The 18070-nt window shown below is 74.0% G+C and carries 17 protein-coding genes and 1 pseudogene; 13 read left to right on the plus strand and 5 right to left on the minus strand.

Annotated features, from left to right (window positions below; translation table 11 throughout):
* The first annotated feature begins 960 nt into the window (after positions 1–960).
* Both OYE22_RS22230 and OYE22_RS22235 read left to right on the plus strand, forming a co-directional pair.
* Entirely contained in the window at positions 961–1158 is a 198-nt protein-coding gene (locus OYE22_RS22230; protein WP_232110032.1) for a DUF3311 domain-containing protein, read from the plus strand.
* Entirely contained in the window at positions 1155–2732 is a 1578-nt protein-coding gene (locus tag OYE22_RS22235; RefSeq protein WP_277322040.1) for a sodium:solute symporter family protein, read from the plus strand. Before OYE22_RS22230 ends, OYE22_RS22235 begins: the two co-directional genes overlap by 4 nt.
* A 67-nt stretch (positions 2733–2799) precedes the next feature.
* On the opposite strand, the gene OYE22_RS22240 is transcribed toward OYE22_RS22235, so the two are convergent.
* From OYE22_RS22240 to OYE22_RS22250, 3 genes and pseudogenes are all read right to left on the minus strand, one after another.
* Complete coding sequence (locus tag OYE22_RS22240; protein ID WP_277322041.1) at positions 2800–4014, minus strand: Gfo/Idh/MocA family oxidoreductase; 1215 nt, start codon at positions 4012–4014, stop codon at positions 2800–2802.
* 96 nt (positions 4015–4110) lie between these two features.
* A complete protein-coding gene (locus tag OYE22_RS22245) occupies positions 4111–4773 on the minus strand; it encodes a TetR/AcrR family transcriptional regulator (RefSeq protein ID WP_277322042.1) in 663 nt (220 codons plus the stop codon).
* 157 nt (positions 4774–4930) lie between these two features.
* Positions 4931–5095 (minus strand): annotated as a pseudogene (locus tag OYE22_RS22250) (GntR family transcriptional regulator); the annotation flags it as partial.
* Positions 5096–5252: 157 nt separating this feature from the next.
* On the opposite strand from OYE22_RS22250, the gene OYE22_RS22255 reads away from it, so the two are divergent.
* The 11 genes from OYE22_RS22255 to OYE22_RS22305 all read left to right on the plus strand — a co-directional run bounded on the left by OYE22_RS22255 (position 5253) and on the right by OYE22_RS22305 (position 16390).
* The gene (locus OYE22_RS22255; RefSeq protein WP_277322043.1) at positions 5253–6362 is read left to right on the plus strand and encodes an FAD-dependent monooxygenase; all 1110 of its coding nucleotides are present in this window, start codon (positions 5253–5255) and stop codon (positions 6360–6362) included.
* Positions 6363–6619: 257 nt separating this feature from the next.
* On the plus strand, positions 6620–7816 hold the full coding sequence (locus tag OYE22_RS22260) for a hypothetical protein (protein ID WP_277322044.1): 1197 nt from the start codon (positions 6620–6622) through the stop codon (positions 7814–7816).
* A 90-nt stretch (positions 7817–7906) separates the two neighbouring features.
* Positions 7907–8674 (plus strand): GntR family transcriptional regulator, encoded by a 768-nt coding sequence (locus tag OYE22_RS22265; RefSeq protein ID WP_277322045.1) that lies wholly within the window; start codon positions 7907–7909, stop codon positions 8672–8674.
* A gap of 277 nt (positions 8675–8951) precedes the next feature.
* Entirely contained in the window at positions 8952–10073 is a 1122-nt protein-coding gene (locus OYE22_RS22270; RefSeq protein WP_277322046.1) for a TIGR03364 family FAD-dependent oxidoreductase, read from the plus strand.
* A gap of 5 nt (positions 10074–10078) precedes the next feature.
* Positions 10079–10852: a phosphonatase-like hydrolase gene (locus OYE22_RS22275; protein ID WP_277324264.1), complete on the plus strand. Its 774-nt coding sequence runs from the start codon at positions 10079–10081 to the stop codon at positions 10850–10852.
* Complete coding sequence (locus tag OYE22_RS22280) at positions 10849–12093, plus strand: ABC transporter ATP-binding protein (protein ID WP_277322047.1); 1245 nt, start codon at positions 10849–10851, stop codon at positions 12091–12093. Before OYE22_RS22275 ends, OYE22_RS22280 begins: the two co-directional genes overlap by 4 nt.
* On the plus strand, positions 12086–13075 hold the full coding sequence (locus tag OYE22_RS22285) for a 2-aminoethylphosphonate ABC transporter permease subunit (RefSeq protein WP_277322048.1): 990 nt from the start codon (positions 12086–12088) through the stop codon (positions 13073–13075). Before OYE22_RS22280 ends, OYE22_RS22285 begins: the two co-directional genes overlap by 8 nt.
* Complete coding sequence (locus tag OYE22_RS22290; RefSeq protein ID WP_277322049.1) at positions 13062–13859, plus strand: ABC transporter permease subunit; 798 nt, start codon at positions 13062–13064, stop codon at positions 13857–13859. Before OYE22_RS22285 ends, OYE22_RS22290 begins: the two co-directional genes overlap by 14 nt.
* 140 nt (positions 13860–13999) lie before the next feature.
* Entirely contained in the window at positions 14000–15073 is a 1074-nt protein-coding gene (locus OYE22_RS22295) for a 2-aminoethylphosphonate ABC transporter substrate-binding protein (protein WP_277322050.1), read from the plus strand.
* Between the two features lie 169 nt (positions 15074–15242).
* Complete coding sequence (locus OYE22_RS22300; protein ID WP_277322051.1) at positions 15243–15464, plus strand: twin-arginine translocation signal domain-containing protein; 222 nt, start codon at positions 15243–15245, stop codon at positions 15462–15464.
* 146 nt (positions 15465–15610) lie between these two features.
* Positions 15611–16390, plus strand: coding sequence for an HAD-IIA family hydrolase (locus OYE22_RS22305; RefSeq protein ID WP_176161815.1), 780 nt, complete (start codon positions 15611–15613; stop codon positions 16388–16390).
* 105 nt (positions 16391–16495) lie between these two features.
* On the opposite strand, the gene OYE22_RS22310 is transcribed toward OYE22_RS22305, so the two are convergent.
* On the minus strand, positions 16496–17644 hold the full coding sequence (locus OYE22_RS22310) for a methyltransferase domain-containing protein (RefSeq protein ID WP_277322052.1): 1149 nt from the start codon (positions 17642–17644) through the stop codon (positions 16496–16498).
* Positions 17641–17772 (minus strand): hypothetical protein, encoded by a 132-nt coding sequence (locus OYE22_RS22315; RefSeq protein ID WP_277322053.1) that lies wholly within the window; start codon positions 17770–17772, stop codon positions 17641–17643. The genes OYE22_RS22310 and OYE22_RS22315 overlap by 4 nt, the downstream gene beginning before the upstream one ends.
* Between the last annotated feature and the right edge of the window lie 298 nt (positions 17773–18070).

Below are 18070 nucleotides of genomic sequence, written 5' to 3' on the forward strand. Positions count from 1 at the left end.
CGGCCCCATCGGGCCCGGGCAGCCCTCGGGCCCGGGCAGCCCGGGTGGGCCCTCGGGTCCCGTCGGTCCCTCCAGTCCGCGCGGGCCCGGCGGTCCTGGCGGCCCCGCTGGCCCCTCCGGTCCGGCCGGACCCGTGGGGCCCGGGCACCCCGGGAGGCCGGGCGGGCCCTGCTTCCCCGGCGGGCCCTGTTTCCCCGGCGGTCCCGGGGGGCCGGGCGGCCCTGGGGGACCGCCCGGCGGGCGTGGCGGGCAGCCCTCGGGCGGTTGCGGCGAGCAGCAGCAACAGCAGCACTGCCTCGGCTGGCACGCGCAGGGCGGGTCGGCCGGCGGACCGCAGGGCGGGTCGGTGGGAGGAACGCGACCGTCGCGAGAGGGGGCGTCCTCCTGGGTGGTGACGGTTATGGTCGGTGTCTCGGACGGTGTGGCCATAGCGCGCCTCCTGGGAATTCTTGCCGGATGCAAGGGGATGATCGGCGCCAGCCGGCCCTCTTCTCCCGGAAGCCGCGCCATCGGGCGCGAGAACGACTTCCGGGTGCGTCGTGAAGGGCGGCGGCGACAGGAGTGGGACGGTGAATTCGCCGTACCGGATGGTGAGTCGAGCGTCGTGAAGAAGGCGCTCGTTACTCGCTCCCGTTTCTCGTGCCGAATATCCCCGCCCCCCCGCAATAACAACCCTTCGGCAGGAAAGGCACAAAATACGATTTCGTCGCCGCTTTTCGTTTGGCTTTTCGAACTCGTTGCTCGTGGCACCCCTCGTGGCGCCTATCGCATGCGGTAACGGCCGGCCACCGGTCATGCGAAGGGCGCGACGCCCGATGTGGTTCCCGGTCGGCGCGCGGCGCGCCGGGACCGGAACCCGCCGGCGTGCGCACGCGGCCCCGCTCCGCCCCACCCCGACCACGCACCCCACAGGCGGGGCGCCGCGCCCCCGACGGGGTGCGGCGGCTAGGGTCGGGCGCCGTGCTGCGACGATCTTCCCTGCTGTGGCTGCTCGCGCCCTACGTGCTGTACCTGGGCGCGCTGCCGCTGGTCAACCGGGTCCACCCGACCGTGTTCGGGCTGCCCTTCCTGCTGTTCTGGATGGTGGTGGCCACCGTGCTGACGCCGGTGGCGGTGTGGCTGGCCTGGCGGGGCGACCGTCGGCGGGGGCGGGCATGAGCGCCGACGCCGCCGTGGCCACCTCGATCTTCGCCGCGTTCATGGTGTTCACCGTCGTGCTCGGGCTGCTGTCGGTACGCGTCGGCCGGGGGACGCGGAAGGGCGGCGGCGAGCGGGGCGGCGGGCTCGCGGACTGGTCGGTGGGCGGGCGCAGCCTCGGGAGCGTGTTCATCTGGGTGCTGATGGCCGGCGAGGGCTACACCAGCTTCAGCTACCTGGGCGCGGCCGGCTGGGGCTACAACGTCGGCGCGCCGGTGCTGTACGTCATCGCGTACATGTCGTGCGGCTACGCCGTCGGCTACCTGGTCGGGCCGATGCTGTGGGGGTACGCGCGGCGGCACGGCCTGGTGGGCATCACCGACATGGTCGCGCACCGGTACGGGCGGCCCTGGCTCGGCGCCCTGGTGGCGGTCGGCGCGACGGTGTGCCTGTTGCCCTACATCCAGTTGCAGATCACCGGCATGGGCGTGGTGGTCTCCACCATCTCGTACGGGGCGATCAGCCTGAACTGGGCCTACTTCCTGGCCTTCGCGATCACCACCGGCTTCGTCGTGGTCAGCGGGCTGCGCGGCAGCGCGTGGGTGTCGGTGCTCAAGGACGTGCTGGTCATCGGCACCCTCGGCTTCCTGGCGTGCTACGTGCCGGTGCACTACTTCGGCGGGTACGGGGACTTCCTCGGCCGGTTGGTGGACGAGAAGGCGCAGTGGCTGACCTTCCCCGGGCACGCGTCGGGCGGGTTGGACCAGGGGTGGTTCGTCTCGACCAGCTTCCTCAACTCGCTGACCGTGGTGATCTTCCCGACCACCGTCGCCGGTTACCTCGGCGCGCGCAGCGCCGACACGCTGCGGCGCAACGCGGTGGCGCTGCCGATCTACAACGTGCTGCTCCTGGTGCCGATGCTGCTCGGCATGGCGGCGCTGTTCGTGGTGCCGGGCCTGGTGGGCGCCGAGTCGAACCTGGCGCTGTTCAAGCTGGTCGTGGACTCGCTGCCCGCCTGGGCGGTCGGGGTGATCGGGGTGGCCGCCGCGCTGTCCTCGATCGTGCCGATGGCCGTGTTCATGCTGGTCATCGGCACCATGTGGGGCCGCAGCGTGCTGGGTCTCGTACCGCGCCTGGCGAGCCGGCAGAAGCTCGGTTCGCAGGTGGTGGTCGTGGTGGCGGGCGCGCTGGCGCTGCTCCTGACGTACACCGCGCCGAACACGCTGGTGCGGCTGTCACTGATCTCGTACGAGGGAATGGCGCAGCTCGTGCCGATGCTGCTGGTCGGCCTCGCGTGGCGGCGGATGACGCTGTACGGGGCGCTGAGCGGGCTCGTGGTGGGCGCCACGCTGGTCTCGGTGCTGGTCTTCACCGACCGCGATCCGCTGTGGGGCGTCAACGCGGGGCTGCTCGCGCTCGCCGTCAACCTGGCCGTCGCCCTCGCCGTCAGCCTGCTCGGCCCGCGCGACACCGACGAGCGGCCTGACGGCGAGGTGCTGGCCGACTGGGAACCACCCGCCGGCGCGCCGGCCGGGCCAGTCGGGCCGGCCGGGCCGCCCCCGGCGGGCCAGGCTGCGGCCGCCGAGGGCGGGTAGGCGGCACGCCGACCGGGGGCAGGCGGCGCCGCGCCCCGGCGGGATGCGCTCGGCCGGATGCGCGCGGTCAGGGGTGCTCGGGGGCCACCGCGCGGGACTCGGTGGCTGAGCGGCGGGCCGCCTCCAGGACGGCGAGGGCCGCTGCGGCCTGCGCGCCGGTGACCGGCGGCGGGCCGCCGGAGCGCAGGGCGCGTTCGATGGCGGCGTAGTACGCGGGGTAGTCGCCGGGCTCCGTCGGCACCACCTCGCCGGGGTCGTCCAGCGGCGAGGCGCCGGCGCCGATCCGGCCCCAGGCGGACTCCGGCTCCACGCCCCAACCGGGCCCGTCCCCGGGGCGCCGCCCCGCGCGCAGCGCGGCCTCCTGCGGGTCGAGCCCGTACTTGACGTAGCCCGCCGTGCTGCCCAACACCCTGAAGCGCGGGCCGAGTTGGGCCGTGGTGGCGCTGGCCCACAGATGGGAGCGGACGCCGCTCGCGTGGGTGAGCGCCAGGAAGGTGTCGTCGTCGGCCTCGGCGCCCGGGCGGCGTACGTCGCACTCGGCGTACACCGAGGTCACCGGGCCGAACAGGGTCAGGGCCTGGTCGACCAGGTGGCTGCCCAGGTCGTAGAGGAGGCCGCCGATCTCGGCCGGGTCGCCGGACTCCCGCCAGCCACCCTTGGGCCGGGGCCGCCAGCGCTCGAACCGGGACTCGAAGCGCTGCACCTCGCCGAGCGCGCCCTCGCGGACGAGCCGGGCGACGGTGCGGAAGTCGTTGTCCCAGCGGCGGTTCTGGAAGGCGCTCAGCAGCAGCCCACGCTCGTCGGCGAGCGCGCTGACCTCGCGCGCTTCGGCGGCCGTCGCGGCCAGCGGCTTGTCGACCACGACCGAGAGGCCGGCCTCCAGGGCGGCGCGGGCCAGCGGCACGTGGGTGCGGTTGGGCGAGGCGATGACGACGAGGTCCAGCTCGTCCGCGGCGGCGAACAGCTCGTCCGTGCCGGCCACGGCCCGCAGGTCCGGGTAGGCGTCCTGGGCCTCGCGCCGCCGCTCGGGACGCGAGGTGACCACCGTGTGCAGGCGCAGCCCCTCGGTGGCCGCGACCAGTGGGGCGTGGAAGACCGAGCCGGCGAGCCCGTAGCCGACGAGCCCGACGCGCAGCGGCCCGTCGCGGGTCAGCGGCGGCCGCGGGGCGACGCCCTCGGTCACCCGCCCGTTGCCTGGGCCGGTGCCGTCGCCGGCCCCGCCGTCCGGGCCGTTTCCGCTGCTGACCTGGGCCTTGCCGGCCGTGCCGTGGGTGCCATCCATGCCCAGGACTCTCGCAACGCCGCCCGCCGAGCGCAAGCCGCGCGCTCGGCGGCCGGGGCGTGCCGTGACTCCCGCGCGGCCTGGGCGGGCCCGGGGCTACGGGGCGGTGGAGCCCGCCGCCCGGCCCTCGATGAGGGGCGTCAGGCCGTCCAGGAGCGCGTTGAGGCCGGCCGTGAAGAGGGTGTCGAGTCGCAGGTCGTAGCCGTCGTCGAAGCCACGGACCACCTTGGTGAAGGTCGGGAAGCGGCCGGAGCTGACCAACTCCTCCAGGGCCGGCGACAGGCTGTCCATCCACTGGTCCTCCGTCTGACCCGTGGCCGCCTCCGCGTGTGCCTCCCACTCCAGGTGCACGGCCAGGCCCTGGACGTGGCTGTAGATCAGCAGGTGGATGTCGAACAGGGTGATGGAGTCGAGGCCGTGGCCGTCGAGGGCGCGCAGCATCCACTCGCCGTAACCCAGCAGGTTGGGTACGAGCAACGGGCGGGTCAGGGAGCCGAGTTGGGCCAGCCACGGATGCCTGCGGTACAGGCCCCACAGGGCGTGGGCGCCCAGCTCGACGCGCGGGCGCCAGCCGGCGGGCGGGTCGGCCGGGTAGTCCTGCTCCCCGTACGCGGCGTCCGCCATGAGCTGGATCAGGTCGTCCTTGCTGGGCACGTATCGGTACGGCGACATGACGGCGACCCCGAGCCGGGCCGCGACGCCGCGCATCGACAGGGCCGCCAGCCCCTCGGCGTCGGCGATCTCGATCGCGGTGCGCACGATCCGCTCCAGGCTCAGCTCCTGGTCGGCGGCCGGGCCGGGGGCGGCGCGGCGGCGGCTGGGCGTGGCGGACGCGGCGGGGGGTGGCGGGGGCGGCGACGACGGTGCCGGCCCGGGGGCGGGCCACCACGAGTCCTTCGAGGCGCAGTGTGGTCAGGGCCCTGGTGGCGGTGGCCAGCGCGACGCCCCACTCCCTGGCGAGCTGTCGGGTCGAGGGGACCCGGTCGCCGGGGGCGAGTTCGCCCTCGGCGATGCGCTGCCGCAACGCGCCGGCGATGCGCAGGTAGGGCGGCTGGTCGGAGGCGCCTGTGGGCTTGGTCACAGCGGGCCGCCTTTCTGGTCTGTACTAGCACAGAGGCTAGCAGCGCGTACGCCGTGCACCACGTAACTGTCCTAGTGCAGCGCGGGCGTTCGGGCAGTTGAGGGCGGTGTGCGTACGCCGTACGTTCAGTGCGTACGCAGCGAACTGGAGGCCCGTTATGCAGACCGTTCTCATCTCCGGTGGCGGCATCGCCGGAACCGCCCTCGCCTACTGGATGCACCGCCACGGCTACGAGGTCACCGTCGTGGAGCGCGCCGCCGCTCCGCGCCTCGGTGGGCAGGCCGTGGACATCCGCGGCGTCGCGCTCGACGTGGTCGAGAGGATGGGCCTGCTGGAGCGGGCGCGCTTCGCGCGCACCCGGATGCGCGGCATGTCGGTGCTCGACCCCGAGGGCCGGGAGATCGAGCGCTCAACCGAGGTGGCGCTCAGCAGCGGCCGGCTCGACAGCCCCGACATCGAGCTGCTGCGCGAGGACCTGGTGCGGATGGCGTACGAGCACACGCGGGCGGACGTCACGTACCTCTTCGGCGACAGCGTCACGGCCCTGACCGACGGCCCGGCCGCCGTGCGGGTCGAGTTCGCGCACCGGCAGCCCGGCACCTTCGACCTGGTCTTCGGGGCGGACGGGCTGCGCTCGACCGTGCGGCGGCTGGCCTTCGGGCCCGCCGAGCGCTACACCCACCACCTGGGCAGCTATCTGTCCGTCTTCAGCGCGGACAACTTCCTCGGCCTCGACGACTGGCAGCTCTGGTCGCGGGACGGCGAGGTGGGCTACGCCATCATGTCCGCGCGCGAGAACACCGAACTCCGGATCGCCTTCGGCTTCGAGTCCGCCCCGCTCGCGCCGGAGCTGAGCGACCCGGCCTCGCTGCGGCGGCTGGTCATCGACAAGCTGGCCGCCCTGCGCTGGGAGGGCGACCGGCTGGCCAAGGCCGCCACGGACGCGCCCGACTTCTACTGCGACGCCATGTCGCAGGTCCGGATGGACCAGTGGACGCGGGGCCGGGTGGCCCTGGTCGGGGACGCCGGCTACTGCCCGTCGCCGCTCTCCGGGCAGGGCACCAGCCTGGCCCTGGTGGGTGGTTACGTGCTGGCCGACTGCCTGGCCCGGGCGGGGGGCGACCACGCGGCGGCGTACGCGCACTACGAGCGGCGGCTGCGCTCCTACGTCAGCCTCAACCAGGCCCTGGCCACGGAGAACCCCGGCCAGCCCGCCGCCGAGTCGTCCATGACGCACGCCAAGAACGCGATCTCGCTGGACGACTGATCGCCGGCCGGCGTGCCGTGGCCAGCGCGTTCCGGCCGGCACGGCGTGGTCGGATCGCCCCGAGCGGTGGGGCGTCCCGGGTGGTGGGGCGCGGCGGGCGGGTGGCCCCCTCGAACGGCGGGGCCCGCATAGGCCAATCGGGCGGGATCGCGGCCGGGCGGTGGGCCGGACCGACGACGGGGTGTGGGGCGCGCGGTGGCGCGGGGGATGTTGCTGAGACGAGGGAGCATTCCCTAGCCCCCGAGCAGAGGTCACCCATGCGTCCGCCCAGCGCCCTGTCACCGGAGCCCGCCGCCCCGACCGTCACCGCCACCCCGACTGCCCCGCCCGTCACCGCCCCGCTGGCCGCCGCCCCGTCCGCCACCGCCCCACCGGTCGCCGCTCCACCGGTCGCCGCCCCGGCGGTCGTCGTCGCCCTGGCGGCGGCCCTGCTGGGCGCGGCCCCCGTCGCCGCTCCCGCCGCCGCGGCCCCGGCGGCCCGGGTGGCCGCGCTCGCCCCCGAGTGCGGGGACGCCTCCGACGCCGACTTCCCGATCGGGACCACGCTGCACGCCGGCCCCGGCACCTACCGCGCCGGCGACCACTGGCGGCCCTGGCGGCTCGACCTGCGCAACACCACGCGGGTGGCCTGCGCCGCCATCCACCCCGTCGCCCTCTTCGCCGACCAGGGACGCGCGCTGCGCCCCGGCCACCTGCGGGTCGAGTTCCACGACCCGTACGAGCGGCGCTGGCGGCCGGTGCGCTTCGAGGTGACCGACCAGGACGAGAACGTCGGCGTCTTCGACGGCGGCAGCCGCCGTGTCGCCGCCGGGGGAAGCAGCCGGGAGGTGCCCCGCTTCAAGGGGTTCACGGTGCCGGCGCGGAAGACGCTGACCGTACGCGTGCGGGTCAGGTTCGCCGCCGACGCGCCGACCGGGCCCGCCTCCGCCGCCGTGACCGCCATGCAGCGCCAACACCAGGACGGGGACTGGGTCGGCCAGTCGGGCACCTACCGGTTCACCATCGAGGCACCCGGCGCCGCCGCCCGGACGGGCAAGTACGGCGACGTGGACGGGACCACGGGCGGGACGGACGGGACGGACGGCGAGGCGCACGCGCGTCAGCCCAACGACACGGAAAGGCCCGACACCGGACCGGGTACCGGCGCGGGCACCGCGACGCACGGCGCCGAGACCGGCACGGGCCCCGGCACCGGGAACGGGTCCGGCGGCCACCGTGCGACGGGACCGGGAACGGGAACCGGCGCGGGCTCCGGGGCCGGTGAGGCGTCCCCCGGCGGCGGTCCGGCCGGGGGCGGGGCGGGCGTCGAGCCGGGCGAGCCGCCGGCCGACGCGCCGCCGCAGCTCGCCGCGACGGGTTCGGGCCCGCCGTGGTGGGGCCTGCTGGCCCTGGCGCTCGGGCTGGTGGGCGCCGGCGTGCCGCTGGTGGCCCGCGCCCGGAGGGTCCGCCGCTGACCCGAACCGAGGCGGACCCCGGTTCGGGTGGCGGCCGGATGGTGGCCGGGCGCGGGGCGTCCTCTCGCCGGGTGGTGCGAGGATCACCGCGTGGAATACCCGAACGACCAGGCACCTGGCGCACCGATCAGGGCGGGCGTCCCCGAGCACGGGCGCGTCCCCAAGTACTACGCCGTCAAGACGCGAGTCGCGGCGCTGATAGAGGAGTTGGGGGAGGGCGAGCTGCTGCCGACCGAGCGTGACCTGGCGGTGCGGTTCGAGGTCTCGCGCGAGACGCTGCGGCAGGCGCTGCGCGAACTGCTCCTTGAGGGACGGCTGCGGCGGATGGGACGCGGCACCGTGGTGGCCGGGCCCAAGCTGGAGCAGCCGCTGTCGCTGGCGAGTTACACCGAGGGCGTGCGGCGGCAGGGCCGCCGGCCGGGTCGTACGCTCATCACCCTCGACCAGTTCCCCTGCCCGCCCGGTCTGGCCGCCGAGTTGGAGTTGGAGCGGGGCGTGCCGGTCTGGCACCTGGAGCGGGTGCTGCTCGCGGACGACGAGCGGATGGGCCTGGAGAGCACGTACGTGGAGGTGGCCCGGGTCCCGGAGTTGGCCACCGACTTCGAGCCCGACTCGTCCTTCTACGGCTACCTGCACGAGCGGCTCGGCATCGGGTTCGGCGACGCGGACGAGCGCCTGGAGACGGTGTTGGCCACCCCGCGCGAGGCGCTGCTGATCGGCACCCCGCCCGCGCTGCCGATGCTGCTCATCCACCGGATCTCGCGGGACCAGCGGGGGCGCCCGCTGGAGCGGGTGCGCTCGCTGTACCGGGGGGACCGGTTCAGCTTCACCACCCGCCTGGGCCCGTCGCCGACCTGAGCCGAGCGCGCCCGAACGTGCCCGTCCGCACCTGACCCGAGCCCGCCACACCCGTCCGCGCCCCGGCCCCGGCCCGCCGCCGCGTGGGTGGCCGAACGCGCCGGCAGCGGCCTCACCACCGCTCGACAGATCGCCCACCAGTGGACCAAGCGGGACGGATTGACGCCTCATGAGATCACGGAAAGATAACGGGTCTAGGCCAGGTTTGCGCCCGTGTTCACCTTGCCGTCGCCGCCCGGACCCGTTTGGGTCACTCCGCGCCGCGACCGTTCGGGGCATGCGAGTGATAGTCGTCGGAGCCGGCGTGGTGGGCACCATGCACGCTTGGCAGGCAGTGGAACGCGGCCACGAGGTCGTACACATCGAGCGCGAGGCCGAGGCCCGCGGCGCCTCGGTGCGCAACTTCGGCCTGGTCTGGGTCGGCGGACGGGCCGGGGGCGCGGAGTTGGAGACCGCGCTGCGCGCCCGCGAACTGTGGGAGGGCATCGGCGCCCGGGTGCCCGGGCTCGGCTTCCGGCCGAACGGCTCGCTCACCCTGGTCACCAACGAGGCCGAGCTGGCCGTGGCCCGGGCCGCCACCGAGCTGCCGGACGCCGCCGAGCGCGGCTACAAGCTGCTCGACGCCGCCGAGACGCGCGCCCTGAACCCGGCGCTGCGCGGCGAGTTCGTCGGCGCCCTGTGGTGCGAGCGCGACGGCGCGGTCGAGCCGCGGGTCGCCCAGCGCGCGCTGAAGGACGCGCTGCTGGCCTCCGGCCGCTACACCTTCGTCGGCGGACGCGAGGTCCGCGAGGTCACCGGGCCCGGCGCGGTCCGCGACGACCACGGCACCACCCACACCGGCGACGCCGTGGTGCTGTGCACCGGCGCCTGGCTCGGCGGCCTGGTCCGCGAACTGGCCCCGGAGCTGCCGGTGCGCCGGGTGCGGCTCCAGATGATGCAGACCGCGCCGCTCGGCGAGGCCCTGACCACCTCCGTCGCCGACGCCGACAGCTTCCGCTACTACCCGGCCTACCGCGGCGAGGCGCTCACCGCCCTGGCCGCCGCCCAACAGCAGACCCCGGTCGCCGCCGAGCACAAGATGCAGTTGCTCATGGTGCAGCGCGCGGACGGCGGGCTGACCGTCGGCGACACCCACGAGTACGCCGAACCCTTCAACTTCGACGTCGTCGAGGACCCCTACGAACACCTCGGCCGCGTGGTCGAGGGCCTCCTCGGCCGCCCGCTGCCGCCGATCCGCCACCGCTGGGCCGGCGTGTACGCGCAGTGCCTCGACCCCGGCCGGGTCGTGCACCGCGAGCGCGTCGCCGACGGCGTGTGGCTGGTGACCGGGCCCGGTGGCCGCGGCATGACCTGCTCGCCGGCGATCGCCGAGACCACCGCGAACGAACTGGGCTGGTGAACGACGTGACACAGCAGCACACCCCGCAGCAGACCGCCGCCGACGAGCGGGCCATCAAGCTCGTCGTCCTCGACATGGCGGGCACCACCGTCGCCGACGACGGCCTGGTCGAGCAGGCGTTCTCGGCCGCCGCCCGCGAACTCGGCGTCGAACCCGGCAGCCCCGAGCACGCGGAGCAACTCGGCTACGTACGCGCCACCATGGGCGAGTCGAAGATCTCCGTCTTCCGCCACCTGTACGGCACCGAGGACCGGGCCCAGCGCGCCAACCAGGCGTTCGAGGCCGCCTACGGCGCGCTCGTGGACGCCGGCCACTGCGCGCCGCTGCCCGGCGCCCGGGAGGCCATCGAGGAGCTGACCGCGCAGGGCCGCACCGTCGTGCTCAGCACCGGCTTCGCCCGCGCCACCCAGGACGCCATCATCGCCGCGCTCGGCTGGCGCGACCTGGTCGCGCTCGCCCTGTGCCCCTCCGACGTCGGCGGCCGGGGCCGCCCGTACCCGGACATGGTGCTCGGCGCGCTGCTGCGCACCCACGCCGCCGACGGCGTCCAGCAGATCGCGGTCGCCGGCGACACCGCGTACGACATGCGCTCGGGCCGCCGCTCCGGCGCGAGCCTGGTCGCCGGCGTGCTCACCGGGGCGCACGAGACGCGGCAACTGCGCGCGGCCGGCGCCACCCACGTCCTCGACTCGGTGGCCGCGCTGCCCGCGCTCATCACCGCGTACGAGGCCGACCCCGGTGCCGGCACCGACGCCGGGACCTCGGGAGCGGCACCGTGAGCGCGCACTCCGCACCCGCGACGCCCGCCAGCGGCATCCGCTTCGAGCGCGTCACCGTCGCGTACGGCAAGCGCGGCGAGTCCGTCGCCCTGGACGGGCTCGACCTGACCGTCGAACCGGGCGAGGTGATGGCGCTGCTCGGCCCCTCCGGGTCCGGCAAGACCACCGCGCTGCGGGCGGTCGCCGGCTTCGTGCGGCCCGCCTCGGGCCGGGTGTTCATCGGGGACCGCGACGTCACCGCCCTGCCGCCGCACCGGCGCGGCATCGGCATGGTCGTCCAGCAGTACGCGCTCTTCCCGCACCTGCGGGTCGAGCAGAACGTGGCCTTCGGCCTCAAGGCGCAGCGGGTACCGCGCGGCGAGATCGCCGCGCGGGTCACCGAGGCGCTGGAGATGGTCGGCATGGCCGACTACGCCAGGCGCTACCCGCGCGAGCTGTCCGGCGGGCAACAACAGCGCGTGGCCATCGCCCGCGCGCTGGCCATCCGGCCCGGCGTACTGCTCCTGGACGAGCCGCTGTCCGCGCTCGACGCGCAGTTGCGCTCCGGCATGCTCGCCGAACTCGCCCGCCTGCATCGCGAGCTGCCCGACGTGTCCATCCTGTACGTCACCCACGACCAGGTCGAGGCGCTCACGCTGGCCGACCGGATCGCGGTCATGGACCGGGCCCGGCTCCAGGACTGCGGCACCCCGCAGGACCTCTACCGGCGCCCGCGCACCGAGTTCACCGCCTCCTTCGTCGGCAACGCCAACCTGCTGCCGGTCACCGTCGGCGGCACAACGCCCGGCTCCGTACGCTTCGCCGACACCGAACTCACCGTGGCCGGCGCGAACGTGGCCGGCGCGGACGAGCCCGGGCACGGCCCGGCGCCCGGCGCCGACGCCACGCTGTGCGTCCGACCCCACCTGGTCGGCCTCGGCGAGGGTGAGAACACCCTGCGGGGCACCGTCGCCGAGGTGCAGTGGCGCGGCTCCACGCACCGGCTGTTCGTCGACGTCGCGGGCCACCGCGTCAAGGCCGACGTGCGCGAGCTGCGCGAGACGCCGCCGCTCGGACAGCCGGTGACGCTGCACTTCGCCGCGCACGACGCCGTACTGCTCCCGGCCGGCACCGCGCCCCAGACCACCAGCCCCACCGCTACCCAGACCCAGACCCAGCCCCAGACCCCGGCCCCGGGCCTCGCCGCCGCCGGCGTGGCCAAGGACGCGGCGCGCGGCGCGGGAGGTGCCACCGATGGCTAGCGCCAGCGCCTCGGCCCGCCCGGCCGCCCCCGCCGAACCGGCCCGCACCGAGCCCAGCGCCACCGCCCCCGCAGCCCCCTCCGCCCCGCGCGGCCCGGGGCGCGGCGGGCGGGCGGCCGGGCTGACCCGGTGGCTGTGGGCGCTGCCGCCCGTCGCCGTCCTCGGCCTGGTCTTCCTCTACCCGCTCTACCTGGTCGTCGAGCAGTCCTTCAGCCCCGACGAGGGCGGCACCTCGCTCGCCCCCTACCGCGAGGTGTTCGCCTCCGAAGCGTTCCGCGAGGCGCTCTGGACGACGGTGTGGATCGCGGTCTGCGCCACCATCGGCTGCCTGGTACTCGGCTTCGTCCTCGCGCTGATCATCGCGTTCGTGCCGTTCCCCGGCGGCAAGGCCGTCGCCAAGTTCATCGACGTCTTCCTCTCCTTCCCGTCCTTCCTGATCACGCTGGCGCTGCTGTTCATCTACGGCACGGTCGGCATGGCCAACGGCGTGTACACGGACGTCACGGGCGCGGCCAGCGGCCCCTTCGACTTCCTCAACACCCCCTGGGGCGTCCTCCTCGCGGAGATCACCTACTTCACGCCGTTCGTCATGCGCCCACTGCTCGCCGCCTTCTCCGGCATCGAGACGGCCCAGCTCGAAGTGGCCTCATCGCTCGGCGCGCGCCCCGCGCGCATCGTGCGCCAGGTGGTCGTGCCGGAGGCGCTGCCGGCGCTGGCCGCCGGTGGCAGCCTGGTCCTGGTGATGTGCCTCAACGAGTTCGGCATCGTGCTGTTCACCGGCGCCAAGGGCGTCACCACACTGCCGATGCTGGTCTACAGCGAGGCGATCCTGGAGTCCGACTACCCGGCCGCCTGCGTCGTCGCCGTCGTCAACATCGCCATCTCGGTGGGCCTGTTCGGGCTCTACCGGACCCTGGTCGCGCGCACCGGGCGCGGCGGCAAGGGCGCGCTGCTCAAGGGGGCCCGCCGTGCTGGTGCATAGCCGAGGCGGCCGCTGGACGGCCTGGATCGTCTTCTTCGCGCTCTTCCTGCCCCTGTTCGCGCTGCCGCTCCTGGTCATCGTGGCCGCCTCCTTCGCCACCCACTGGAGCGGCGCCTTCCCCTCCGGGCCGACCACCGAGCACTACGGCGCCGCCATGCGCGGCGAGTCCCTGGAGGCCCTCACCACCAGCCTGGTCACCGCGCTGACCGCCAGCGTCCTCGCCCTGGCCGTCGGCACCTGGGCGGCGCTCGCCGCCTCGGCACTCGGCCGGCGCGCCAAGCGGGTGCTCGACGCGCTGTTCATGCTGCCGGTGGCGGTGCCGTCGGTGGTCGTCGGGCTCGCCGTGCTGGTGGCCTTCAGCCAGCCGCCGATGCTGCTCAACGGCACCCGCTGGATCGTCATCCTGGCGCACGGCGTGCTGGTCACCGCCTTCGCCTACCAGTCGGTCTCGGCCGCGCTCGCCCGCCTCGACCCGGTGTACGAACAGGCCGCCGCCAGCCTCGGGGCCCGACCCTGGCTGGTGCTGTGGCGGGTCAAGCTGCCCCTGCTGCTGCCCTCGCTCAACGCCGCGGCCGGGCTGTGCTTCGCGCTGTCCATGGGCGAGCTGAGCGCCACGATGATGCTCTACCCGCCGGACTGGATGCCGCTGCCGGTACGCGTCTTCACCGCGACCGACCGGGGCGCCCTGTTCACCGGCTCCGCCGTCGCCGTGGTGCTGATGGGCACCACCCTCCTGGTCCTGCTGGCCGTCTCCCGCGTCCGCACCCGCGCCAGCTACCGCTGACCCACCCGCCCCGGGCCGGCCCCCCGCCGGCCCGCCGCGGCCCCACCCCCACACAGCCGCCCCACAGACCTCCCCTTCCCGCGACCGACGTCCCCCCACGCGCACCCGCCACCCTCACCCGTAACGGAGACACCTCAGCCATGCGCACCCCCGCCCGCTACCGCAGGTACCTCAAGCCCACCGCCGCCCTCGGCGGTGCCCTCCTCCTCGCCGGGACGCTGTCCGCCTGTAGCGAGACCGCCGACAAGAACGCCAAGGTCGTCACGGTCTACAGCGCCGACGGCCTGAAGGGCGAGGACGGCAAGGGCTGGTACGACACCGTCTTCAAGGAGTTCGAGAAGAAGACCGGCATCGAGGTCAAGTACGTCGAGGGCGGCTCCGGCGAGATGGTCCAGCGCGCCGTCCGGGAGAAGTCCAACACCCAGGCCGACGTGCTGATCACGCTGCCGCCCTTCATCCAGCAGGCCGACAAGAAGGGCCTGCTGAAGGCGTACACGCCCAAGGGATCCGAGGCCGTGGCGCCCAGCGACAAGGACGCCGACGGCAAGTGGACCTCGGTCGTCAACAACTACTTCTCCTTCGCCTACAACAAGAAGGAACTCAAGCAGCCGCCGAAGACCTGGGAGGAGCTGCTGGAGGGCAAGTACAAGAACAAGATCCAGTACTCCACGCCGGGTGTCGCCGGCGACGGCACGGCCGTCGTCATCAAGGCGATGCACGACTTCGGCGGCAAGGACGCCGCCATGAAGTACCTCGGCGACCTCCAGTCCAACAACGTCGGCCCGTCCTCCTCGACCAGCAAGCTCGCCCCCAAGGTCGACAAGGGCGAACTGCTCGTGTCCAACGGCGACGTGCAGATGAACTACGCCCAGTCCAAGTCCATGCCCAACCTCGGCATCTGGTTCCCGGCCAAGGACGGCGGCCCGCGCACCACCTTCGCGCTGCCGTACGCGGCCGGCCTGGTCAACAAGGCCCCGCACAGCGCCAACGCCCAGAAGTTCCTCGACTACCTGCTCAGCGAGGAAGCCCAGCGCCAGGTCAGCGCGGTCGGTGGCGGCTTCGCCGCCCGTACCGACATCGACGCCACCGACCCCAACGCCACCGCGCTCGCCGAACTCATGAAGGGCGTCGAGGTCTTCAAGCCGGACTGGAAGGACATCGACGAGCACTACACCGAGTACATCGACGCCTGGAAGTCCGCCACCGGCAACTGACGCGCCACGCCCGGCCGTTCCCGTCCCGGCCGCACGTGCCCTGCGAAGGTAACGGGTCTGGGCCAAGCGCCGCCGCACCGCGCCGACGCCTGGCCCGGGCCCGGTGTGCCGCCCGGCGCACCGCTCGTTCGACACCGTCCACCACGCCCCACCCCCAGCGGAGGACCCCATGTCGCACACGCCCGCCCGCCCCACCCGGCGCACCCTGCTCGCCGGCGCCGCCGCGACCGCCGCCGCGGCCGTGACCGGCATCGCCACCGTGGCCGGTACCGCCCACGCCGCCGCGCGGCCGGCCGCCCGCACCCCCAAGGCCCTGCTCATCGGGCTTCGACGTCGCCCCCACCCTGCTGACCCACCTCGGCATCCCCGTCGACCCCAGGTGGCACCTTGACGGGGCACCGCTGCGCTGACCTGGGGGTGAGTGGCCCGCTCCCGCGCGGGTCAAGATCACTTGAAGCTGATTAGGCTGTGAGGACGCCCGCCGGACAGCGCGGTTCGGCCGGCGTCCCGCACACGTCGTACGGCAGGAGTCCGGTAATGGCAGAGCGCAAGCCGATCGAGTCATGGCTGACCGACATGGACGGGGTGCTGATCCACGAGGGCACCCCGATCCGGGGGGCGGACGCCTTCCTCAAGCGCCTGCGCGACTCCGGCAAGCCCTTCCTCGTACTGACCAACAACTCCATCTACACCCCGCGCGACCTGCACGCCCGCCTGTCGCGGATGGGGCTTGAGGTGCCGGTGGAGAACATCTGGACCTCGGCCCTGGCCACCGCGCAGTTCCTGGACGACCAGCGCCCGGGCGGCAGCGCGTACGTCATCGGCGAGGCCGGCCTGACCACCGCGCTGCACGACATCGGTTACGTGCTGAGCGACGCGGAGCCCGATTATGTGGTTCTGGGCGAAACGCGCACTTATAGCTTCGAGGCCCTGACCAAGGCGATCCGCCTCATCAACGCGGGCTCCCGGTTCATCGCCACCAACCCGGACGAGACCGGCCCCTCGGCCGAGGGCGCGCTGCCCGCGACCGGTTCGGTCGCCGCCCTCATCACCAAGGCCACCGGTCAGGAGCCGTACTTCGTCGGTAAGCCCAACCCCCTGATGATGCGGGCCGGCCTGAACGCGATCGGTGCCCACTCCGAGACCTCCGCCATGATCGGGGACCGGATGGACACGGACGTCCTCGCGGGCCTGGAAGCGGGCATGGAAACGTTTCTGGTGCTGACCGGCCTCACCCGCCCCGAGGAGGTCGACCGCCACCCCTTCCGCCCCTCATGGGTCGTGGACTCCATCGCGGACCTGGTCGACCGGGTCTGACACCCCCCAGGGCAGGGCCGCGCCGTGATCCCCGCGTCGGTCCGTTCGCCCACGCGAACGGGCCAACGCGGGGGCGGAGCGGATGCGGGTGGGGCGACACGGCGATTAACCGTGGGGCAGAGCCCAGGACGGGCCCGATGGGGAGCCGAGCCAGAGAGTATGGCCACCGTCGGGCGCCACCGTCATGCCGAAGTCGGTGAGCGGCGGTCGGCCGACACTCGACCACCAGCGAAGGGCGTCCCCAACCTCACGCAGCAGGTCACGCGCCCCGAAACGTTGGGCGGCACCTTGTCGAGCCCACGCCCACGAAGTGTGGTCCGCGGAGAGGAAGAACCACTCTCCGGCCGCGCCCTGTCGAATGCAGGAGACCCCCGGCAGCGCCACGGCCAGGGCGAATCTCGCGTGCACCGACGCCAGGGCCGACAGGTCCGGCTGCTCTCCGGCGGTCTCCTCGGCCCGGTCGCGCGTGGCCGACCACAGCGCGGCGACGTCGGGACGGGGCCGGCGCTGGCCCCGCAGCGCCATGAATGTCTCCCCGCCGTGGAACCACCCGCGCGCGCCCCCCGCCGCGCCCTTACGGAGCCAGAGCAACCCGAGTGCCTGATCGTTGGGTAGCCACGGGGTCACGATCTCCCCGCCCACTCTCGTCTGCTGCAGCCAGGCCGTGGGCACGCGTCGGACGGAAGCCGTAGAGATCACCCGGTCGTACGGAGCGCGCTCCGGATGTCCCCGCTCCCCGTCCGCACAGATCACCTCGGGGGTGTAGCCGGCCTGCCGGAGAACGGTCCGGGCGCGTTCGGCGAGCGAGCGGTCGACCTCGACGGTGGTGACACTGTCGGCGCCGACCCGGTGGCAGAGCAGCGCGGCGTTGTACCCGGTGCCGGTACCGATCTCAAGTACCCGGTCGCCCGGCTGGGGGGCGAGTGAGGCGAGCATGTTGAGTACGGCCGCCGGCGAGCTGATGGAACTCGTCGGGACCAACCCGGAACCATCGGCTGCCACCGCGCCGTCGTCGACCTGTGTCACGAGCGCGTCGTCCCGGTGGTAGACGAGCTCCGCCCACTGCCGTGGGGCGTCCGCGCGGCGTAGTGGGCGCCATCGCCCGGCACTGAACGTCCAGACGGTCTCGGGGACGAAGAGGTGGCGGGGAACGCGGTCGAACACGGCGCGCAGCCACGGCTCGGTGAAGAGTCCCCTGGCCGCCAGCGACTCGGCGAGCCGCTGGCGGAGGGGGCCGTGGTCGTCAGCGGTCACGAGTCGCCGTCGTCCTTGCGATGCGTCCCGGAGTCGCCGCCACCGATGGTGGGGCTCTGACCGTCGGTGTCACCGGGCGGCCCCTGCGGCGGCTCCTGTGGCTCCGGCTTTCCGTGCTGTCCAGCCATGGCTGTGTCTCCCTTCGTCAGGGGAAGCCCCCGGCGGGCCGGCGGCGTCACGGGGTTGGGGTAACGAACGTAGCGGCGCACAGGGCCAGCGCTCCACGGAGTCGCACGAGTTGATGGCACACGGGGGTGACACCTCGAACGTGAGCCTGGGCATCGCTGAGCGAGGAGCAGTGCCGGCGACGCCAGGGTCCGTACGCCGACCCCGGCGTCCCCCTCACCCACCCCCTTCCGGCCGGCCCCCGGTCGGTCCGTTCGCCCACGCGAACGGGCCAACGCGGGGGCGGAGCGGATGCGGGTG

The sequence above is a fragment of the Streptomyces sp. 71268 genome, assembly GCF_029392895.1.
Taxonomy (GTDB): Bacteria; Actinomycetota; Actinomycetes; order Streptomycetales; family Streptomycetaceae; genus Streptomyces.

Excerpts from the sequence above, each read along its gene's own strand:
- OYE22_RS22300 (WP_277322051.1), top strand. The coding sequence starts at position 15,243 with ATGTCGCACACGCCCGCCCGCCCCACCCGGCGCACCCTGCTCGCCGGC.
- OYE22_RS22285 (WP_277322048.1), top strand. The coding sequence starts at position 12,086 with ATGGCTAGCGCCAGCGCCTCGGCCCGCCCGGCCGCCCCCGCCGAACCG.
- OYE22_RS22315 (WP_277322053.1), bottom strand. The coding sequence starts at position 17,772 with ATGGCTGGACAGCACGGAAAGCCGGAGCCACAGGAGCCGCCGCAGGGG.
- OYE22_RS22235 (WP_277322040.1), top strand. The coding sequence starts at position 1,155 with ATGAGCGCCGACGCCGCCGTGGCCACCTCGATCTTCGCCGCGTTCATG.
- OYE22_RS22240 (WP_277322041.1), bottom strand. The coding sequence starts at position 4,014 with ATGGATGGCACCCACGGCACGGCCGGCAAGGCCCAGGTCAGCAGCGGA.
- OYE22_RS22260 (WP_277322044.1), top strand. The coding sequence starts at position 6,620 with ATGCGTCCGCCCAGCGCCCTGTCACCGGAGCCCGCCGCCCCGACCGTC.
- OYE22_RS22255 (WP_277322043.1), top strand. The coding sequence starts at position 5,253 with ATGCAGACCGTTCTCATCTCCGGTGGCGGCATCGCCGGAACCGCCCTC.
- OYE22_RS22295 (WP_277322050.1), top strand. The coding sequence starts at position 14,000 with ATGCGCACCCCCGCCCGCTACCGCAGGTACCTCAAGCCCACCGCCGCC.
- OYE22_RS22305 (WP_176161815.1), top strand. The coding sequence starts at position 15,611 with ATGGCAGAGCGCAAGCCGATCGAGTCATGGCTGACCGACATGGACGGG.
- OYE22_RS22270 (WP_277322046.1), top strand. The coding sequence starts at position 8,952 with ATGCGAGTGATAGTCGTCGGAGCCGGCGTGGTGGGCACCATGCACGCT.